Origin of the sequence: Thalassobaculum sp., assembly GCF_965223715.1 — a bacterium.
Classification (GTDB): domain Bacteria; phylum Pseudomonadota; class Alphaproteobacteria; order Thalassobaculales; family Thalassobaculaceae; genus Thalassobaculum.
The window spans coordinates 1,629,598-1,649,407 of the sequence record NZ_OZ245012.1 but is presented as its reverse complement, the minus strand read 5'-3'; the positions used below and the strand labels follow the sequence as shown (position 1 = coordinate 1,649,407).

The 19,810-nt window shown below is 68.2% G+C and carries 18 protein-coding genes; 6 read left to right on the top strand and 12 right to left on the bottom strand.

Features of this window, described 5'->3' with window-relative positions; all coding sequences use genetic code 11:
• Positions 1-29: 29 nt before the first annotated feature.
• Positions 30-797: a 5-oxoprolinase subunit PxpB gene (gene pxpB / locus ACOQOP_RS07720; RefSeq protein WP_420565741.1), complete on the top strand. Its 768-nt coding sequence runs from the start codon at positions 30-32 to the stop codon at positions 795-797.
• A complete protein-coding gene (locus ACOQOP_RS07715; protein WP_420565740.1) occupies positions 794-1,819 on the top strand; it encodes a biotin-dependent carboxyltransferase family protein in 1,026 nt (341 codons plus the stop codon). Before pxpB ends, ACOQOP_RS07715 begins: the two co-directional genes overlap by 4 nt.
• A gap of 164 nt (positions 1,820-1,983) precedes the next feature.
• Here ACOQOP_RS07715 and ACOQOP_RS07710 read toward each other — a convergent pair whose 3' ends face one another.
• The 11 genes from ACOQOP_RS07710 to phnG form a co-directional block, all read right to left on the bottom strand.
• Positions 1,984-4,860 carry a phosphoenolpyruvate carboxylase gene (locus ACOQOP_RS07710; RefSeq protein WP_420565739.1) on the bottom strand — a complete coding sequence of 959 codons (2,877 nt, stop codon included), beginning with the start codon at positions 4,858-4,860 and terminating at the stop codon, positions 1,984-1,986.
• 494 nt (positions 4,861-5,354) lie between these two features.
• Complete coding sequence (locus ACOQOP_RS07705; protein ID WP_420565738.1) at positions 5,355-6,389, bottom strand: MBL fold metallo-hydrolase; 1,035 nt, start codon at positions 6,387-6,389, stop codon at positions 5,355-5,357.
• A gap of 53 nt (positions 6,390-6,442) precedes the next feature.
• Entirely contained in the window at positions 6,443-7,006 is a 564-nt protein-coding gene (gene phnN / locus ACOQOP_RS07700; protein WP_420565737.1) for a phosphonate metabolism protein/1,5-bisphosphokinase (PRPP-forming) PhnN, read from the bottom strand.
• A 7-nt stretch (positions 7,007-7,013) separates the two neighbouring features.
• On the bottom strand, positions 7,014-7,649 hold the full coding sequence (locus tag ACOQOP_RS07695; protein WP_420565736.1) for a DapH/DapD/GlmU-related protein: 636 nt from the start codon (positions 7,647-7,649) through the stop codon (positions 7,014-7,016).
• Positions 7,649-8,794 carry an alpha-D-ribose 1-methylphosphonate 5-triphosphate diphosphatase gene (locus ACOQOP_RS07690; protein ID WP_420565735.1) on the bottom strand — a complete coding sequence of 382 codons (1,146 nt, stop codon included), beginning with the start codon at positions 8,792-8,794 and terminating at the stop codon, positions 7,649-7,651. The genes ACOQOP_RS07695 and ACOQOP_RS07690 overlap by 1 nt, the downstream gene beginning before the upstream one ends.
• Positions 8,791-9,504 carry a phosphonate C-P lyase system protein PhnL gene (gene phnL / locus ACOQOP_RS07685; RefSeq protein ID WP_420565734.1) on the bottom strand — a complete coding sequence of 238 codons (714 nt, stop codon included), beginning with the start codon at positions 9,502-9,504 and terminating at the stop codon, positions 8,791-8,793. The genes ACOQOP_RS07690 and phnL overlap by 4 nt, the downstream gene beginning before the upstream one ends.
• A gap of 4 nt (positions 9,505-9,508) precedes the next feature.
• On the bottom strand, positions 9,509-10,306 hold the full coding sequence (gene phnK, locus ACOQOP_RS07680) for a phosphonate C-P lyase system protein PhnK (RefSeq protein ID WP_420565733.1): 798 nt from the start codon (positions 10,304-10,306) through the stop codon (positions 9,509-9,511).
• Positions 10,306-11,253 carry an alpha-D-ribose 1-methylphosphonate 5-phosphate C-P-lyase PhnJ gene (locus ACOQOP_RS07675; RefSeq protein WP_420565732.1) on the bottom strand — a complete coding sequence of 316 codons (948 nt, stop codon included), beginning with the start codon at positions 11,251-11,253 and terminating at the stop codon, positions 10,306-10,308. Before ACOQOP_RS07675 ends, phnK begins: the two co-directional genes overlap by 1 nt.
• Positions 11,254-11,264: 11 nt before the next feature.
• Entirely contained in the window at positions 11,265-12,371 is a 1,107-nt protein-coding gene (locus ACOQOP_RS07670) for a carbon-phosphorus lyase complex subunit PhnI (RefSeq protein ID WP_420565731.1), read from the bottom strand.
• A gap of 3 nt (positions 12,372-12,374) precedes the next feature.
• Positions 12,375-12,971 (bottom strand): phosphonate C-P lyase system protein PhnH, encoded by a 597-nt coding sequence (gene phnH, locus ACOQOP_RS07665; protein WP_420565730.1) that lies wholly within the window; start codon positions 12,969-12,971, stop codon positions 12,375-12,377.
• A gap of 2 nt (positions 12,972-12,973) precedes the next feature.
• A complete protein-coding gene (gene phnG / locus ACOQOP_RS07660; protein WP_420565729.1) occupies positions 12,974-13,456 on the bottom strand; it encodes a phosphonate C-P lyase system protein PhnG in 483 nt (160 codons plus the stop codon).
• Between the two features lie 111 nt (positions 13,457-13,567).
• Here phnG and phnF point away from each other — a divergent pair, with 111 nt between their 5' ends.
• Complete coding sequence (gene phnF, locus ACOQOP_RS07655; protein WP_420565728.1) at positions 13,568-14,326, top strand: phosphonate metabolism transcriptional regulator PhnF; 759 nt, start codon at positions 13,568-13,570, stop codon at positions 14,324-14,326.
• 120 nt (positions 14,327-14,446) lie between these two features.
• On the top strand, positions 14,447-15,757 hold the full coding sequence (locus ACOQOP_RS07650) for a pentapeptide repeat-containing protein (protein WP_420565727.1): 1,311 nt from the start codon (positions 14,447-14,449) through the stop codon (positions 15,755-15,757).
• A gap of 61 nt (positions 15,758-15,818) precedes the next feature.
• Here the strand turns inward: ACOQOP_RS07650 and ACOQOP_RS07645 are convergent, their stop codons facing one another.
• Positions 15,819-17,252: an aldehyde dehydrogenase family protein gene (locus ACOQOP_RS07645; RefSeq protein ID WP_420565726.1), complete on the bottom strand. Its 1,434-nt coding sequence runs from the start codon at positions 17,250-17,252 to the stop codon at positions 15,819-15,821.
• A gap of 242 nt (positions 17,253-17,494) precedes the next feature.
• On the opposite strand from ACOQOP_RS07645, the gene ACOQOP_RS07640 reads away from it, so the two are divergent.
• Both ACOQOP_RS07640 and ACOQOP_RS07635 read left to right on the top strand, forming a co-directional pair.
• Positions 17,495-18,778, top strand: a complete 1,284-nt coding sequence (locus ACOQOP_RS07640; RefSeq protein ID WP_420565725.1) for an ABC transporter substrate-binding protein — start codon at positions 17,495-17,497, stop codon at positions 18,776-18,778.
• Between the two features lie 125 nt (positions 18,779-18,903).
• A complete protein-coding gene (locus tag ACOQOP_RS07635) occupies positions 18,904-19,800 on the top strand; it encodes a branched-chain amino acid ABC transporter permease (protein WP_420565724.1) in 897 nt (298 codons plus the stop codon).
• Positions 19,801-19,810: the final 10 nt, after the last annotated feature.

Genomic DNA, 19,810 nt, shown 5'->3' with positions numbered 1-19,810 from the left:
GAGTAAACACCCCACGAACGGACAGGTCCATGCCTCCAGCCACGCCAGACGAAACGGTACCGGCACCGCGCTTCCTGGCGGCGGGCGATACGGCCGTGGTGGTCGAGTTCGGAACGGTCGTCGACCGCGCCATCAACCGGCGGGTGACGAGCCTCGGTCGGGCGCTGCGGGCGGCGGAGATGGCGGGGATCGTCGACCTTGTGCCGACCTTCCGATCGCTCATGGTGCATTACGATCCGACGGTCGTCCGCCGGGCCGAGATCGAGGAGAAGGTCAACGCCCTGCTGCCCGATCTCAGCGACGAGGCGAGCGGCGGCCGGCTCTGGCGCGTGCCGACCCTGTACGGCGGCACCTACGGCCCCGATCTGGACGAGGTCGCCGAGCGCACCGGCATGAGTCCGGAGAAGGTGGTGGAGATCCACTCTTCCGGCACCTACGAGTGCTACATGATGGGCTTCATGCCGGGCCTGGGCTATCTCGGCACGCTGCCGGACGAACTTTCCCTGCCGCGCCGCACCGAGCCGCGGGTGCGGGTGCCGGGCGGCTCGGTCGCCATCGCCACCAACCTGACCAACATCTACACCAAGGAATCGCCCGGCGGCTGGCACCTGCTGGGCCGCACGCCGATCGAGCTGTTCGACCTGCGCCGCGCCGAGCCGATCCTGCTAAACGCCGGGGACAGCGTGCAGTTCTACGAGATCGACGAGGCCACCTATAATGAGATGCGGGCGCGGGCCGACGAGGGCGATCCGGTGATTTCGCCCCAGGAATTGACCGGTTCGGGAGACGGCGCATGAGCGGGCTTCGCGTCGTCAGCGCCGGCTTCGCGCCGACCATCCAGGATCTCGGCCGGCCCCATGTCCAGCATCTGGGGGTGCCGCCCTCGGGCGCTCTCGACCCGGTCGCGCTCGCGATCGCCAATGCGCTGGTCGGCAACGAGCCGGGTGCGGCCGCTCTGGAACTGCGGGTGATGGGCCCGACCCTTGAGGTCGAGGCGGACTCCGTGCGCGTCGCCCTGGTCGGCACCGTGGCCGCCCTGGAGGTCCAGGGGGAGCGCGGCGGGCCGGTGGACGCCAACCGCTCGGTGCGGTTCGGTCGGGGGACCAAGTTCCGGATCGGGGGGCTGTCCGATACCGGGGTGGCCTATCTCGCCGTGGAAGGCGGGATCGACGTGCCGGAGGTCTACGGCTCCCGCGCCACCTATACCCGCTCGCAGGTCGGCGGCATCGAGGGTCGGGCGGTGAAGGACGGCGACCTGCTGCCGCTGGCCCAGGACAGCGTCGGCGAGCGCAGCGAGATGAAGTGTCCGGACCTGGACTGGGCCCGGGTGACCGGCCCGATCCGGGTGGTGCTGGGGCCGCAGGACGATTTCTTCTCCGACGAGAGCATCGCGGGGCTGTTCGCCGAGACCTATACCTGCACGCGGGAGGCCGACCGCATGGGCATCCGGCTCGACGGGCCGGCGCTGACCCACGTGAAGGGCCACGACATCGTGTCCGACGGCATCGTCACCGGCGCGATCCAGGTGCCGGGCAACGGCATGCCGATCCTGCTGCTGGCCGACCACCAGACCACCGGCGGCTATCCGAAGGTCGGCACGGTGATCTCCGCCGACGTGCCGCGGCTGGGGCGGTTGCGGCCGGGGGACGAGATCCGGTTCGAGGAAGTGTCGGTGGAGGACGCCCAGGCGATCCGCGCGGAGCTGGAGGCGGCGACGGCAAAGGTGATCGACCGGTTCGAGCGGGCGGGCGCCTGGCTGGACGAGGCGGCGTTGTATCGCGAGAACCTGGTCAGCGGGGTGGTCGGGCCAATGGATTGAGGGGGGCGTGAGTTCCCCTCTTCATTCACTCCCCGGATTCATTCCGGGGCCTACGGTTAGGCCAAACGCGGGCGGTTGCGATCATCGCCCAAACGACCCTTCGATCTCAGGCGTGGGCCCCGGAATAAATCCGGGGAGTGGGAGAGGTTGGGAGTTCCTCCCAATCACCCATACGCCCCATAGAAATGCGCGATCCCCACGCTGATCTCCTTGATCGCCCCGTCGATCCAGCGCAGCGGGTCGGCGATGCCGCGTTTGATTTCCGGGTAGCCCGCCTGCTCGGCGGCGATGTCGCTGGGTTCGGTCAGGGCGGAGAACGCCTCCGCCGCCTCCTGGCTGATCGGGAAGATGGTCTCGATCGTCTCCGCCACCTCGGCGAAGCGCAGGTCCAGCGCCATGTCGATCAGCACTTCATGGGTCAGGTCGTGGCGGTGGGAGAAGCCCGGCGTCGACGCGGTCAGCGAGAAGGCCTGCATCACCAGCACCAGCCGCACCGCATGCAGCACATAAAGCTCGCGGGGGAAGCTGCGGTCGCCGATCCCGTCCCCCCTCCTGTCGTCACCGACCATGTCGGCGCAGACCGTGTCGAGCTGGCGGCGGTCACGGGACAGCAGGTTGGCGAGCCGCTGGATCGCGTGGTCGTGGTCGCGCCGGCTCAGCCGGTCGGCGATGCGATAGGCGACCTTGGCCGCATCCTCACTGTCGGTGCGCGACGCCTGGATGGTCCAGAAGCTCGGGCTGTAGAGATCCGCATAGGTCCGCAGCACCGCCATGCTGGTCAGCCGCCGCGCCCGCATCACCATGACCATCAGCCTGGAGAACCGGGGCGAGCCCTCGATATGGGCGAGGAACCGCTCCGGCTCGCGCCGGGCTGCCAGCCCGAGCCCGCCCATGACGTTGGCCGGGGCGGCGAGCTGCTGCAGGGCGGCGTTGTGCGGGATCGCCCGCATGCCGCGCGCGCCGGCCCCCTTGGACGTACCGCTCTGCCGCCGCGTTTTGCGCGAGCCGGTGGCGGGCAGCAGGTTCGGCGGGAAGGCGCCCAGCACGTCCTGGTAATGCTCGTCCTCGAACAGCGCCTCCTGCCAGGACTTCACCGCCCGGTAGATGTCCCAGGAGAAGTCGATATCGGCGTAGAACGCGTCCTCGGCAGGCGACTCGATGCCGGGCGGGGCGAAGGCCCAGGCGGCGATGCCGCACGTGGTGGCCTCGGCCAGCGCGGGGGTGGTGAAGTACAGGTATCCGTCGCCGCCCTGGAAGCTCATCTCCGCCAGCGCCCTGAAATCCTTCTGGGCGTAGCGCGCCCGGGCCCAGGGGGTGAAGAGATGGTCGAACCGCTCGGCGAGCGTGCCGGGGAAGCCGCCGCGGCCCATGGACTCCCCATGGGTGTTGAACAGCAGCACCTCCACGTCGTCGATCCCACGGTCCGCCATGGCGCGGGCGACCTGGATCTGCAGCCGCTCGATCGCCAGGTTGGCGCCGATCTGGCCCATGAACCGGCCGCTGTCGGAGAAGCCGAACTGCAGGCTGACCCGGCCGCGGCCGCGGATATAGGCGACGTATTCCTCCTCGTCGAACAGCCGCTCCATGAACCTTCCGCCGCGCTCGATCACCGGCGGCGTCTCGAACAGCGGCGAGATGTCGAGCTTGTCGGCGACGCCGTAATGCCGGGCGAGATAGACGGCCCCCATGATGGTGGCCGGCGCCTCGACCTCGGCGATGAGGAAGCGGATCGGCGCGTCGGCATCGATATGCTTGAGGATCTGGGCGCAGAGCATCATCTGCCGGCGCGCCGTCATGCTTTCCTGGAGCACCGCGCCGAAATTCACGTTCGCGGCCGTGGTCTCCGCGGTCTTCTCTGCCGCGGCGGCTAGCGCCCGGCGGTCGTGGAACTCGGCCAGACCCGACAGGTCGAGATCGGCCTGCACGGCGGAGCGGACCTGGGCGGCATTGACCCGCAGGTGGATCCGGGCGATGCCGAGCCCGCAGGCCGCCATCTCGGCGGCAAGCACGCAGAGCGCCTTGCGCCGGGCGGTGTCGCTCTCCTCGGCGATCAGTGTGTCCATCGCCTCCAGGATCGGGGCCAGCGAGGTCAGCCGCCCCGGCCCGTCGGCGGTCAGCCGGTTGGCGGCGGCCACCACCACGTCCGGATCCTCCAGGTCGCCGGCGAACTGGGCGGCCTGGGCGGCGGTCTCGGCCTCGGCGGCGGACAGTCGCTCGATCAGCGGCAGCACCCCGTCGCCGCCGATCTCGGCCAGCCCGTCGCGGTAGCGGGCGAGCTGTAGCGCCTTCTCCTCCAGCCGGAAGCGCAGGGTCTCCGCCCAGTGGATGTCGGTGCGGCCGTCCAGGTCGTAGCCGACCCAGGTGGCGAGCTGCAGCGGGGCGGGGCGGAGGCTCCACCATTTGCTCGGAACGTGGACTTCCAGCCAGTCGAGGATGGCACGGTTCAGCTTGCGCAGGGCGTCCTGGGCGTTCAGCAGGGCGGCGCGCACATCCTCATGCTCGGTGCCCAGGGTGATCGCCGGATCGGGCGCGTGGGGGACGTCTCCGAGAGCGGATACCGCGTCGGCCTCGCCGCTGGCGATCCCGGCCAGGATGGCGCGCATCCGGCGCGACAGGGCGAAGGTCGGGTGGGCGGTGAACACCACCCCGGCGCGCGTGGTCTCCACGGCGGCGCGGATCTCCGCCACCCCGGCCTCCTCGAGCGGGGCGAGGGCGGCCTTCACGGTGGCCGTCCAGTCGGCCGGCGGGCACTGCTCGCGCAGGCGGCCGGCCCGGTCGATCAGGGCGCGGTCGCTGATCTGGCGGACAACCGAATGCAGGGAGGCGAGGTCGAGGGCGCCGTCCTGCAGATGCTCCAGCAGGTCGATGGCGAGGCTGCGCACACCGGTGGCGAGCGGGTCGTGCTGGGCGATGGCGTCGTGATGGTTCAGCCGGTCGAGGCACCAGGCCACCAGGTCGTGGGATGCCGGGCGCAGCGGTCGGATATTGGTGTCGCCGGGAACGTCGGGCTGGTCGTCGCGGGAGGTTTCGGCCTGGGACACTGGGAACAACCCTCCTGGTCACCGCGCCCGAACGGGTGATGGGCAGACTTCCGGGGTATCCTCCCAAGGCCGGGGGCGGTTTTCCGCTCCTCCGGGTGCTGCGTCCCCATGAGACGGACGCGGCACGGGGTCAGTATTCCACGAATCCGGGTGCGGGTTCGAGGGGCTTCTGTGGCGGGATTTCTTGCAAGGGCGTCGTCCCGGCCCTTTGCCGGGATCGAGGGTGGTGCGTGCTGGAGCGCCTGAGCGGGTTCCAGTGAGCGTCCCCCTGGACCCCGGCGCGAGGGCGGGGAGACGGAAGAGAAGAGGGTTTCCTCAGCCGTCACCTACCCTCATTCACTCCCCGGATTTATTCCGGGGCCTACGCCAGAGCGCGCTTCGCCTTTGGAGCAGTATGGTCGGGCATTCGGAACTCGGACCGGTGGGCCCCGGAATAAATCCGGGGAGTGAATGAGGAGGAGAGTGAGGGGGAAGAGGCGGAACGAAACCCGCCTTCACACCTCCGCCCGATACCTCCACACCCCGTCGCCGTCCAGGCTGCGGTCGAGCTGCCCGTCCTCCACCAGGTAGTTCAGGTGCGCCAGCGCCTCGCCGATGGCGAAGCGGCTCTGATGGGCGTCGAGCTGGCGCTTGAACATCTTGTACATGACGTCCGCCGCCGTGGACGGCTCGGCGCAGACCTCCAGAGCGAGGTCGAACCGCTCGTGGTGGTGGGCGATCAGGTCGGCCCGGCGCTCGTGCAGGCCGCGATAGGGCCGGTCGTGGGACGGCAGCACCAGGATGTCGTGCTCCATGTAGTCCAGGTTCTGCAGGAACCGGATGTAGTCGGCCAGCGGGTTGCCCTCCGGCTCGTTCCACCAGACCGACACGTTCGGCGAGATCCGCGGCAGCAGGAAGTCTCCCCCCAGCACCAGGTTGTCGTCCGGGCAGTACAGGCAGATATGCTCCGGAGAGTGGCCGCCGGACAGGATCGGAACCCAGGTCCGGCCGCCGATCTCCAGGGCTGTCTCCTCGCTGATCCGGCGATAGATCGGCGGCACCGGCGAGACCAGGGAGTGGAAGTGGTTGCCGAGGTCGCGCAGCTCCGCCACCAGCAGGTCCGACAGGCCGGCCCGGCTGTAGAAATCCGGGGCATAGGTCTGGAACTGCTCCGGCGGCTCGGCGCGGTTGACCCGTGCGGACAGCCACTCGCTGCGGCTCATCCACAGCGGCGCGCCGGTGCGGTCCTGGAGCCAGCCGGCATTGCCGACATGGTCCGGGTGGAAATGGGTGACGATGATCTGCGAGATCGGCTTGCCCTGGAGCTCGTTCGCCAGCACCAGCTCCCAGAGATCCTGGGTCGGCTTCAGCGCGGCTCCGGTATCCACGAGCACCCAGCCGTCCGGACCGTCGTCCAGCAGGAACAGGTTCACATGGTCGAGGGCGAAGGGCAGGGGCATCCGGATCCAGCGGATTCCGGGTGCGACTTCCATGGCCGTGCCCGGTTCGGGCAGGGTCTCGCCGTAGATGTAATCAACATCGGTTTTCATGGGGCGCGACGGTAACCGGATTCTTGCCCGGCGCAAGACGCGGAGTCTCTCTCCTATCGGGAGAGCGCGGACGCCGCCTGCAGGGCGGCGAGGAAGCGGGCGACCGCCGTCTCCACCGTGTCGTCGTTGACCACCTCGAACACGTTCTCGCCGGAGACCGGCACCGCGGCGGCGCGGGCGACCCGGGCCTCGATCTGCTCGGCACTCTCCCGGCCGCGGGCGGCGAGCCGCTGGCGCAGAACGGTCTCGGGCACCGAGAGGCTGACCACGGCCGTTGGCGGAAAGCTCATGCGCGCCTCGTCGATCACCGAACGGGAGACGTTCACCACGACCGACACGCCTGAGGCCAGGATGTCGGCGATGGAAACCGGCACGCCGTAGAACAGCTCATGCGCGCCCCAGCTCAGGGCATAGGCGCCGGCCGCCTTGCGCGCGTCGAAGGTGCCGGTGTCGACCGGGTTGTGGTCCTCGCCGCCGGCCTCGGCCGGGCGGGTGATGTCGCGTTGGGGGAAGTGGAAGCGCGGATCGTCGGCCAGCGCGGCCTTGGCGGCGTCGATCAGCGTGTCCTTGCCGGACCCGGACGGTCCGACGACCAGGATGAGCGTGCCTCGGGTCATCGGCCGGTCAGTCCGCGTATTTCTCGACGAAGGCGTCCGCCTCCAGCGAGCGGAAATCGGCCATGCGCGCGCGCAGCAGGTCGTGGCTCCAGTCCCACCAGGCGATCCGGCGCAGCTTCTCCTCGGTCGCCTCCGACACCCGGCGGCGCAACACCCGGGCCGGATTGCCGACCACGATGGTGTAGGCCGGCACGTCCTTGGTGACGATGGCGCCGGATCCGATGATCGCCCCGTCGCCGACGCTGACCCCGGCCATGACCACAGCGCCATGGCCGATCCAGGTGTCGTGGCCGATGGTGCAGTGATGGTCCCGGCGCCAGTCGAAGAACTCTTCCTCGTCCTCGCCCAGATCGTAGGAGGCGGCCCGGTACATGAAGTGATGCAGGCTGGCCCGCCAATGCGGGTGGTTGCCCGGGTTGATCCGGGTGTGGGAGGCGATGTTCGCGAACTTGCCGACCGTCGTGTAGATGATCTGGCTGTCGGAGACGACGTAGCTGTAGTCGCCGAAGCTGCTCTCCACCACGCTGGAGCGGGCGCCGACCTCGGTCCAGGCGCCGAAGGTGCTGTCCTTCACATGGGCGTCCGGGTGGATGAGGGGGCCGTCGGCTTTTAGCTTCTTCGGGCTCGATTTCAGGCCGTCCATCACAGCACCCGCATGCCTTCGCGCCACACCCGCCGGACCGCCGGCACGCCGTCCGGCAGGGCCCGGAACCGCACCAGATCGGCGCGACGGCCGCTCACGATCCGGCCGCGATCCTCCATGCCGACCATCTCGGCCGGGTTGCGGGTGACCGTCGCCAGGGCCTTGGGCAGGGCGATGCCGTGCTGGCTGTTCAGCAGCAGCGCGCCGTGCAGAAGACTGGCCGGGACGTAGTCGCTGGACAGGCAGTCGAGCACGCCCGCTTCGGCCAGCTCGCCGGCGGACACATTGCCGGAATGGGAGCCGCCGCGGACCACGTTCGGCCCGCCCATGATGGTGCGCAGCCCTTTGGCGTGGGCGGCCTTGGCCGCCTCCAGGGTCGTGGGAAACTCGCTGATGGTCAGGCCCAGTTCGGCGGCCTCGTCCACATGCTCGACGGTGGCGTCGTCATGGCTGGCGAGCGGGTAGCCGGCCTCGTGCGCCATCTCGACCAGAATCCGGCGGTGCTTGTCCGAATACAGGATCTGCGCCTCTTTGCGGTCGATGATCATCTGCTCGAAGGCGGCATCGTCCAGGTGGTGGCGGCCTTTGTAGTAGACCCGCAGCTTCTCCAGGTTCACGAACTGGCGCTGGCCCGGCGTGTGGTCCATCAGCGAGACCAGCTTCACCAGAGGGTCGCTCTTGAACGGCTCGAACAGGGTCAGCACGTCCTTATGCGCTACCTCGCAGCGCATGTGCAGGTGGTGGTCGGCGCGCAGCAGGCCGTCGGCGCGGAAGGCGTGGATCGCCTCGGAGGATTCCCGGACCAGATAGTCGCGCACGTCCTCGCTCAAGGTTCCGCCGACGGCGATGGCGTCGAGCACGGTGGTGATGCCGGAGGCGACCACCTGGGCATCGTGGGCGAGCAGGGCCGACGAGGTCGGCCATTTCACCTTGGGGCGTGGCTGGACGTGCTTCTCCAGATTGTCGGTATGGAGTTCCACCAGACCGGGGCAGAGATAGTCGCCCTCCAGATCCTCGGCCGCGGTCACGCCGGTGCCGCCGCTGCTGACATCGGCGATGCGCCCGTTCTCGATCCGCAGGGTGCCGAGGACGATCTCGTCGTCGAGGACGATCTGCGCGTTGGTCAGGGTGAGGGCGTGGTTCATGCGGCCTGTCTCGCTTCGGTGACGTCGTAGGACCGGGTGCCGACGGCTTCGCGCACCTCGGCATCGTGGAAGATCCCGATGATGGCAGCGCCGCGGGCCTTGGCCTCGTTGATCAGGTCGACCACCGTCTCGCGGTTGTCCTTGTCCAGCGAGGCGGTCGGCTCGTCCAGCAGCAGGATGGGATAATCCTGCACGAAGGTCATGGCGATGTTCACGCGCTGCTGCTCGCCGCCGGAGAAGGTCGAGGGCGGCAGGGACCAGAGCGCTTCGGGAATGCGCAGGCGGGTGAGGATGGTGGCCGCCCGTTTCTTCGCACCCTCTTCGCTGAGGCCCTGGCCGATCAGCGGTTCGCAGACCAGGTCGAGGGTGGCGACGCGCGGGATGACCCGCAGGAACTGGCTGACATAGCCGAGCGTGTCGCGGCGGATCTCCATGATCTGGAACGGCCGGGCCGAGCACAGATCGACCCAGGCCTCGCCGTGGCGGACATAGATCGAGCCGGCCTGCGGCTTGTAGTTGGCGTAGAGCGAGCGCAGCAGGGTGGATTTGCCGGAGCCGGAGGGGCCGGCCAGGATCACGCATTCGCCCTGGCGGGCGGTGAACTCCACCTTCTCGAACACGTCGATCTTCACCCCGCCCTGGTTGTGCAGGATGAAGTGCTTGGCGAGGCCCTGGGCGTGGAGCATCACGGTGTCGTCGAGCTGGGTCATGGCATCACACCGGAAGGATCGAGGAGACGAGGAGCTGGGTGTAGGGATGCTGCGGGTCGTCGAGCACCTGGTCGGTCAGGCCGCTCTCCACCACGTTGCCGCCCTTCATCACCATCAGCCGGTGCGACAGCAGCCGGACCACGCCGAGATCGTGGGTAACGATCACGCAGGCGATGCCGAGGGTCCGCACCAGCCCCCGTACCAGGTCGAGCAGGCGGGCCTGCACCGACACGTCCAGGCCGGAGGTCGGCTCGTCCATGAAGACCAGACGCGGCTTGGTGACCAGATTGCGGGCGATCTGCAGGCGCTGCTGCATGCCGCCGGAGAAGGTGTGCGGCATGTCGTCGATACGGCCGATATCCATTTCCACACGCTCCAGCCAGTCGACCGCCTCGGAACGGATATGGCCGTAGTGGCGGTCGCCGATCGCCATCAGCCGCTCGCCCACATTGGCGCCGGCGGAAACCCGCATGCGCAGCCCGTCGCGCGGGTTCTGGTAGACGATGCCCCAATCGGTGCGCATCAGCAGGCGGCGGCGCGCCTCGCTCATGCGGAACAGGTCGATCAGCCCGGCGTCGCGGGTCTCGTATTCGACGGAGCCCTCGGTCGGCTCCATCTGGCCGGAGACGCATTTCAGCAGGGTGGTCTTGCCGGAACCGGACTCGCCGACGATGCCGAGCACCTCGCCCGGATAGAGGTCGAACGAGACGTCGCGGCAGCCGATATGGGGACCGTAGCGATGGGTCAGCCCGCGCACCTGCAGCAGCGGCGAAGGCATCTCGAAAGCCGAGGCGGGGGTCATCAGTCGTCTCCTGCCGGGATCTTGTCGCGGGTGGCATAGGCGCTGTCGCCGCCGTCGCCCACATGGCCGGCCTCGCGGCGCTGCTCGCAGTAGTCGCTGTCGGAGCAGACGTACATCTTGCCGCCCTTGTCGTCGGTCACGACCTCGTCGAGATAGCTGTCGCCGGCGCCGCACAGGGCGCAGCACTGGTCCCAGCTCTCGATGGTGAAGGGGTGGTCTTCAAAATCGAGCGACTTCACCTCGGTATAAGGCGGTACCGCATAGATCCGCTTCTCGCGTCCGGCGCCAAAGAGCTGGAGGGCCGCCATGCGGTCCATCTTCGGATTGTCGAATTTCGGGATCGGGCTCGGCGACATCACGTAGCGGCCGTTCACCCGGACCGGGTAGTTGTACGACTTGGTGATGCGGCCGTACTTGGCGATGTCCTCGTACAGGCTCACATGCATCGCGCCGTATTCCTCCAGCGCATGCATCTTCCGGGTCTCGGTCTCGCGCGGCTCCAGCCAGCGCAGCGGCTCGGGGATCGGCACCTGATAGACCAGGATCTGATCCTCGGACAGCGGCGTCTCCGGGATGCGGTGGCGGGTCTGGATCACCGAGGCCTCCACCGTTTTCTCCGTCGTCGCCACGCCGGCGGTCTTGGCGAAGAAGCTGCGGATGTTGACGGCGTTGGTGGTGTCGTCCGCTCCCTGGTCGATGACCTTCAGGGTGTCGTCCGGCCCGATGACGGCGGCGGTCACCTGGATGCCGCCGGTCCCCCAGCCGTAGGGCAGCGGCATCTCGCGCGAGCCGAAGGGCACCTGGTAGCCGGGGACGGCCACGCCCTTGAGGATCGCGCGGCGGATCATCCGCTTCGTCTGCTCGTCGAGATAGGCGAAGTTGTAGCCGGTGGCGGCGCGCTTCTCGGCGGCGGCGGTGCGGCTCGGGTGGTCGATCACGTCAGCCATTCTTCTGTTCCTCATTCCGCCGCGTCGGAAACGGTGTCGTCCGCGACGCGATCCTCGAACGCCTTGCGCAGCGCCCGCACGGTGACCAGCTCCGCCTGGAAGTCGACGTAATGCGGCAGCTTCAGGTGCTGCACGAAGCCGGACGCCTCCACGTTGTCGGAATGGGCCATGACGAATTCCTCGTCCTGGGCCGGGGCGTCGATCGGCTCGTCGAACTCGCGGGCCCGCAGGGCGCGGTCGACCAGGGCCATGGACATCGCCTTGCGCTCGCAATGGCCGAAGGTCAGGCCGTAGCCCTGGGTGAACTGCGGCGGCTGGGTCGCCGAGCCCTTGAACTGGTTGATCATCTGGCACTCGGTCACGGTGATCTCGCCGAGCTCGATCGGGAAGCCGAGCTCCTCCGGCGCGAACTCCACCGCGACCTCGCCCATGCGGATCTCGCCGGCGAAGGGGTGGTTGTTGCCGTAGCCGCGCTGGGTGGAGTAGCCGAGCGCCAGCAGGAAGCCCTCGTCGCCGCGGGCCAGATTCTGCAGCCGGGCGGCCCGTTCCGCCGGATAGCGCGGCGAGGTGCGGGTGAGGTCGAAGACCGGATCGTTCGGATTGTCCGGCTGTTCGGTTTCGATCAGGCCTTCGTAGTTCAGGATTTCGGTCACCCGCGGCATGCCGCCTTCCACCGGTGCCTCGGCAATCTCGGCGACCGGGCGGTTGTCGCCGGCGGCCAGCGCGAAATCGAGCAGGCGGTGGGTGTAGTCGAAGCTCGGGCCGAGCACCTGGCCGCCGGGCAGGTCCTTGTAGGTGGCGGAGATCCGGCGCCGCACGTTCATCTCGGCGGTGTCGATCGGCTCGCCATCGCCGAAGCGGGGCAGGGTGGTGCGATAGGCCCGCAGCAGGAAGATCGCCTCCTGCAGGTCGCCGCGCGCCTGCTTGATCGCCAGGGCGGCCAGTTCGGGATCGTAGAGCGAACCCTCGGTCATCACCCGGTCGACCGCGAGACTCATCTGCTCGCGGATCTGATCAAGGCTGAGCTCGGGGACCTTGCGGTCGCCCCGGCGCTCCTCGGCCAGCAGCTTCTGGGAATTCTCGATGGCCTTCTCGCCACCCTTGACGGCGACATACATGGCTCAGGCCTCCGTGACTTTGGTGGTGCGGGGCAGGGCGGCGAGCGCCGCACCGTCCACCAGGATCAGGTCGATGCCGCAGGGGAACAGCACCCCGTTCTCGGCCCATTCCCGCCACACGCCGGCGCGCAGGCCGGTGACGGCGAGACGGTGGGTGTCCTTGATGCCGGGCCCGCTCAGGGTCAGTCCGCCCTCGGTGCCAAGGCCGCCGGTCTGGACGATGACCGTGGTGGAGGTCTCCGGATAGGCGTCGTCGCCGATCGCGAACCCGTCCAGGGACGGCAGCTTGGCGGCGGATGTGATCGCGAATGCGGCCTTGGCACGGTCGTCCACGATCGGGCAGCCGCTATGGAACTTCAGGAAGGTCTCCGCCGCCTGGGAGCGCAGGTCCGGCGCCAGCCACAGGGGCGTGTCCTGGTCCACCAGGGCGAGGCAGATCGCGGCGGTGGCCGGGGCCAGCGGGGCGGGGGCGTCGGTCAGCAGCGCGACGGTCTGCAGCCTGCCCGGACGCGCCATGGCGTCGAGCACCGCGCGGAACACCGCCTGGGAATCGAGCACCGGGTCGCGGAAGCCCGGCTTGATGTCGGTCATCGGCGCCATGCTCAGCTCTCCCGCACGAGGGTGAAGAAATCGACCTTGGTGGAGGCCGCCTTCTGGCCGCGCTCGCGCCGGGCCGCCTCCTGGCGCAGGCAGAGCGGGGCGATCACCGCCCGCTCCAGCGCCTCGCGCCGGGAGGGCGTCTGCATGATCGCGTCGACCACCGCCGCCAGTTCGGCGTGCCGCTTGTTGCGGCCCATGACGTAGCCGAAGCCGACCGCGCCGTAGTCGAGCTGCACGGCGCAGCGGGTGACCGTCACCTCGCCGATATTGAACCGGGCGCCGGTGCCGCCGGCGCGGCCGCGGGCCATGACCATGCCGACCTCCGGTGCGCGGATCACGGTCCAGGCCGGCTTGGAGGGGAGGTTGTTCCAGAGCGAGTCCAGGTCGCCGAACTTCGCCTTGGCGAGGGCGGACATCCAGCGCTGGCGCGCGCGCCGTTCGGCGCTTTGTTCCGGGGAGCAGGCTGTGGGGCGTTTCGGGGTCATCGACGACTTTCCGATTTGTCTAGACATCCAGACTTGTTGAAGGCAATATGATCAACAAATCCGCGGCTGTAAAGCCGCCGATGATTAAGCTTTCGTGACGGGAGGGCGGGTGTGACCGCGATCGATCGGGACTCCGGACTGGCGGTTTGGCGGCAGATCGAGGAGACGCTCGCCGAGGAGATCCGCAGCCGCCGCTGGGCCGAGGGCCAGCGCCTGCCGACCGAGGCGGAGCTGTCCGGACGCTTCGGCGTCAACCGGCACACCCTGCGCCGGGCGGTCTCGGCCCTGGTGGACCGCGGGTTGGTGCGGGTGGAGCAGGGGCGCGGTGCCTTCGTGCGCGAGAACGTGCTGGAATATCTGGTCGGCCAGCGCACCCGCTTCACCGAGAACGTCCGCCGGGCCAACCGGACCGCGAGCGGCCGGCTGCAGTCGTTCAAGCGGATGCGGGCGCCGAAGGATGTGGCGGCAGTCCTGCGGCTGGCGCCCGGGACCGCGGTGCTGCGGGTGGAGACGGTCAATCAGGTCGACGACCGGCCGCTGTCGATCGGCGACCACTGGTTTCCGGCCAAGCGATTCCCGGATTTCCAGGAGGTCTACGACGCCACCCATTCCATCACCCGGGTGATGGAGCACCACGGCATTCCGAACTATGTCCGCGCGGTGACCAAGGTGACGGCCCGCATGCCCGACGTCACGGAAGCCGAGATCCTCGGCCAGCCGCGCAACCGTCCCGTGCTTTACGTGGAGGCCGTCAATGTCGACCCGGAGGGTGCGCCGGTTCAGCTTTCCCATGTGAGATATGCCGCAGACCGGTTCCAGATGGTGTTCGAAACTCTCCCCGAAGGCGCCAAGTACTTTGATGGCGATTGAAAAGATCTGCCGTGCCGTCCTTTATGCGGTACAGTAATAGGTGGCGTATCGTCGGCCGGTTACCCGAAGACGCGCCGACCGGCTACAGCCGGTGATAGTGGGGATACGAGGAGAGGACGCTTGGCATTCGATCCAAGCAATGTGGACTGGAAACTTGCCGACATCATTCGGAAGCATGTCAACTTCCTGAACAACTACGGTGACGGCAAGCGGGCGGACCTGCGCGGCCATCAGCAGCGGGGCGCGCTGCTCAACGGCGTCGACCTGCGCCGGGCCCTGATCAGCAATGCGGATTTCCGCGGCGCCCAGTTCGTCGGCGCCAACCTGTCCGAGGCCTCTCTCGCCGGCACCCAGCTCCGGGCGGCCGACCTGACCGGTGCCAAGCTGGTGAAGACCGACTTCCGCGGCGCCGATCTGGAGCAGGCGCGCCTGTCCTCCGCCGACCTGACCGATGCGGATTTCCGCTCCACCAAGATCGGCGCCAAGAAGGGCCAGGAAACGGTCACCAATCTCGGCGGCGCCGACCTGGACAATGCCCGGGCCGTGCGCACCAATCTCGGCCGGGCCAACATGATGGGCGTGACCGCCCGCGGCGCCCATTTCGACGGCTGCGCCATGGACGCGACCAACCTGAAGGGCGCGATCCTGATCGGGGCCACCTTCGAGAATTCGAGCCTGCGCGGCGCCAACCTGCAGGACGTGAACTTCGCCGACGCCAGGCTGGCCAATACCGACCTGACCGGCGCCGATTTGCGGTCGTGCCATCTCGACGGGGCCGACATGTCCGGCGCCGACCTGTCCGACTGCGTCATCGCCTCGGACATGGAGGCGCTGGAGCCCGACGTGCGGGATCTGCTGGTGCGCCATTTCGCCTGGATCAGCTCGGGCGGCCGAAAGGGGGCGCCGGCCGATTTCTCCGGCCGCAACCTGGAAGGCGTGAACTTTTCCGGCGCCGACCTCTCGGCGGCCGATTTCTCCGGCGCCAATCTGAACGGCGCCAATCTGCGGCGCTGCTCCTTCCGCTTCACCAAGTTCACCACCGCCAGCCTCGCCGGCGCGCAGATCCAGCGCAGCGACCTGCGCGGCGCCAATTTCCGCAACGCCATCCTGGAGGAGGCCAATTTCCAGGCGGCGGTCCTGACGCCCATGCGGGTGGTCGACCCGCGCTCCGGCGAGGAGAAGGGGATCTGGCCGGCCGATCTGTCCGGGGCGAAGGCGACCGGCGCCAATTTCCAGCGGGTCGACTTCTCGTCTGCCAATCTGTCGGGCGCGATCATGGACGGCTGCGACCTGTCCCATGCGCAGCTCGCCGACTGCACGGTCGACGGGACCAGCTTCCAGAACGCCAATATGGAGAAGACCCGGATGGCCTCGGCTGAGCCGGAAGAGAGCAGCCCGGCCCAGGATACGGTTGCGGCCGACGCCCACTGACGCCGGCCGCACCGGATGATTTTTGTAAGAGAGGCCGCCGGCGTTCCGGCGGCCTTCGTTCTTACGGCTGGATGTAGGCGGTCTTCACCGTGGTGTAGAACTCGGCGGCGTAGCGGCCCTGCTCGCGCGGACCGTAGCTCGAGCCCTTCCGGCCGCCGAACGGCACGTGATAGTCCACGCCCGCCGTCGGCAGGTTGACCATCACCATGCCCGCCTCGGCATTGCGCTTGTAGTCGGAGGCGTATTTCAGCGAGGTCGTGGCGATGCCCGAGGACAGGCCGAAGCTGGTGTCGTTGGCGACGGCCAGGGCCTCATCATAGTCCTTCACCCGGATGACCGAGGCCACCGGACCGAAGATCTCCTCGCGGTTGATCCGCATCTCGTTGGTGGTGTCGGTGAACAGGGCCGGCTTCATGTAGTAGCCGTCCTTCGACAGCTTCAGACGGTCGCCGCCGATCAGCTTGGCCCCTTCCTTCTTGCCGATCTCGATGTAGTCCATGTCCTGCTTGAGCTGGCTCTCATCGACCACCGGACCGATCTCGGTGCCCTGGGCGAGAGCGTCGTCGACCTTGAGGGTGTCGATGCGGTCGGACATCGCCTTGACGAACTTGTCGTGGATGCCCTCGGTCACGATCAGACGCGAGGAGGCCGTGCAGCGCTGGCCGGTGGAGAAGAAGGCGCTGTTCACGGCGCAGTTCACCGCAACGTTGAGGTCGGCGTCGTCGAGCACCACGAACGGGTTCTTGCCGCCCATCTCGAGCTGGACCTTGGCGAGACGGCCGGCACAGGTCGCCGCCACGTGCTTGCCGGTCTGCACCGAGCCGGTGAAGCTGATCGCGCCGAGCGCATCGGCGTTCAGGATCGCCTCGCCGACGACGGAGCCGCGGCCCATCACCAGGTTGAACACGCCTTCCGGCAGGCCGGAGCGCGACAGGATTTCGGCCAGCGCCCAGGCGCAGCCCGGGACCAGGTCGGCCGGCTTGAACACCACGCAGTTGCCATAGGCAAGGGCCGGCGCGATCTTCCAGGCCGGAATCGCGATCGGGAAGTTCCACGGGGTGATGATGCCGACGATGCCGACCGGCTCGCGGGTGATCTCCACCTCGACGCCGGGCCGCACGCTGGCCAGCTTCTCGCCCTGGATGCGCAGGGCCTCGCCGGCGAAGAACTTGAAGATCTGGGCGGCGCGGGTGGCCTCGCCGATGCCTTCCGGCAGGGTTTTGCCTTCCTCGCGGGAGAGCAGGCGGCCGAGTTCCTCGCGCCGGGCCATGATCTCGTTGCCGACGAATTCCAGCACGTCGTAGCGCTGCTGCGGCGTGGAGCGGTTCCAGCCATGGGCCGCCGCCTTGGCGGCATCCACCGCCGCCGCGACGCCGGAAGCGTCGGCCTGCGCGTAGCTGCCGATGATGTCGGTCAGATCCGACGGGTTCACGTTGTCCTTGGCGGTGGCGCCGTCGGTCCACTTGCCGCCGATATAGTTCTGTTGCACGCCCATGTGCTTTCTCCCTCCGGGGTTCAGACGCATTTTGGAGACTGAGGTAACCCTCCCGCCGGGCCCATGCAAGCGGTCCTCTACGTTGCATCGCAGCGAAGAGAATGGTTACCCTTACACGAACCGCGGTCGCGCGGAGACAACAAGACGGGTCAGACCACCCCGCATCCGCGACGCCGATCATGCAACGGGCTTCACCGTTTAAGAGAGGGAAAGAACGAATGATATCATTGAGATCTGCTGGTGTGTTGGGCGCCGGCCTGGCTGCCGCGTTCGCGCTTTCCGCGCCGGCGCCGGTAGCGGCGAAGGACACCGTATCGCTCGGAATCGTTGCGTTCCTGTCCGGGCCGGCCGCCGGCCCCTACGGCGTTCCCGGCCGCAACGGCGCCGAGATGGTGATCGAGGCGATCAACAACGGCACTCTGCCGGCCCCGTACAACACGAAGGGCTTCGCGGGCGCCACGGTGGCGGCCGAGTACATCGACGAGTCCGGCGGCAACACCAAGCAGGTCTCCGAATACCGCAACCTCGTGCAGAAGCGTGAGGTCGACGCGGTGGTCGGCTACGTGTCCTCGGGCTCCTGCGCGGCGATCGCGCCGGTCGCCGAGGAGCTGCAGAAGCTGACCGTCATGGCGGTCTGCGGCACGCCGCGCATCTTCGAGGAGGCGCCGCGCGAGTATGTCTTCCGCACCATGAGCCATGCCACGGCTGACAACATCGCCGCCGCGCATTACGTCAAGGAGATGATGCCGGAGGTGAAGTCCTATACCGGCATCAATCAGAACTACGCCTGGGGCCAGGACAGCTGGCGCGATTTCACGCTGGCGATGTCCGACCTGATGCCGGACGTCAAGGTCTCCGACAAGCCGCAGTTCCCGAAGATCTTCGCCGGCCAGTACGGCTCGGAGATCTCGGCGCTGTCCCTGGACGACGCCGAACTGGTGCATTCCTCCTTCTGGGGCGGCGACTTCGAGGCCTTCATCCTGCAGGCGACGCCGCGCGGCTTCTTCCAGCAGAAGAAGGTCGTGCTGACCGTCGGCGGCGTCAGCGCCTACCGCCTCGGCAAGCGCCTGCCGGACGGCGTGGCGATCGGCAGCCGCGGCCCGTACGGCATCCTGGTCCGCGACCGCGACACCCCGCTGAACAAGTGGTTCGTGGAGACCTACCACAAGGCCTATGGCGAGTACCCGTCGGGTGCCGCCTATCAGTACGCCCAGGCGATCCTCGCCACCAAGATCGCCTACGACAAGGCGGGCGAGGCGGCCGGGTCCTTCCCGGACGAGAAGCAGGTGCGCGACGCCCTCAAGGGCCTGGAGTTCGAGAGCTTCGCCGCCCCGGTGAAGATGGCGCTCGGCAACGGCCACCAGGCGATCACCGAGCACATGTACGGCATCGTTCAGTGGAACGAGAGCGCCGGCCAGCTCGAACTGCGGGATGTGAAGGTCTATCCGGCCGAATGCGTCATGCCGCCGGCCGACAAGACCAGCGTCGAGTGGATCGAAGCGGGCATGCCCGGCGCCAAGTGCTGAGCGCCTGACACAGCCGCAGACACAGCGCGAGTGACGGCGCCCGGCGCCGTCACTCTTTCGTTGGAGGCTTTCTCTCACCGCCGACGCGCCCGCCTCTCGCGGCACCGCCGGCCGGGTATCGCTTTATGGACCTTGTACTGACAATTCTGGTCGAGGGGCTGGGCTACGCGTCCTACCTGTTCATCGTTTCGCTCGGCCTGACCATCATCTTCGGCGTGCTGAAGATCTTGAACGTGGCCCATGGCGCCTTCTACGCCTGGGGTGCGTATGCCTGCGCCTTCCTGATCGGCGAGCTGTCGACCATGGGGGTGTCGGATCTCGGCACCATGATCGCGATTCCGATCGCCGCCATGGCGGTGGGCCTGGTCCTGGGCTCTGCCATCGAGCGGACGATCATCCGCAATCTCTACGGTCGCGACGAAGTGATCATCGTGCTGGCGACCTTCGGGCTGTTCCTGGTGCTGGAGGACGTCATCCTGCTGGTGTTCGGCGTCGACCCGTATTTCGCCTTCCAGCCGACCCTGGCGATCCCCGGCGTGCAGATCGGCGGGATCTACCAGGACGGCTACAAGCTGACCATGATCGCCCTCAGCCTCGTGGTCGGGCTGATCTCCTGGATCGTCCTGAACCGCACCCATTGGGGCAAGCTGGTCTCGGCGATCATCTTCGACCGCGAGCTCGCCGTCGCCATGGGCGTCAACGTGCGCCGCGTCTTCTACGTGGTGTTCGTGACCGGCGCCGTCCTGGGCGCGCTCGGCGGCGCCTATATCGCGCCGACGATCTCGGTGGCGCCCGGCTTCGGGGTGGAGGTCATCGTGCTGTCCTTCGCCGTGGTGGTGATCGGCGGCATGGGCAGCATCGGCGGGGCCGCGATCGGCGCGCTGATGGTCGGGCTGCTGCGGGCCTATGCGGTGCTGCAATGGCCGGAGATCGAGCTGTTCGTGGTCTATGCCGTGATGGCGGCGGTGCTGATCTTCCGCCCGGAGGGCCTGTTCGCGCCCGCCAAGGCCCGCAAGATCTGAGGGCCGGGGA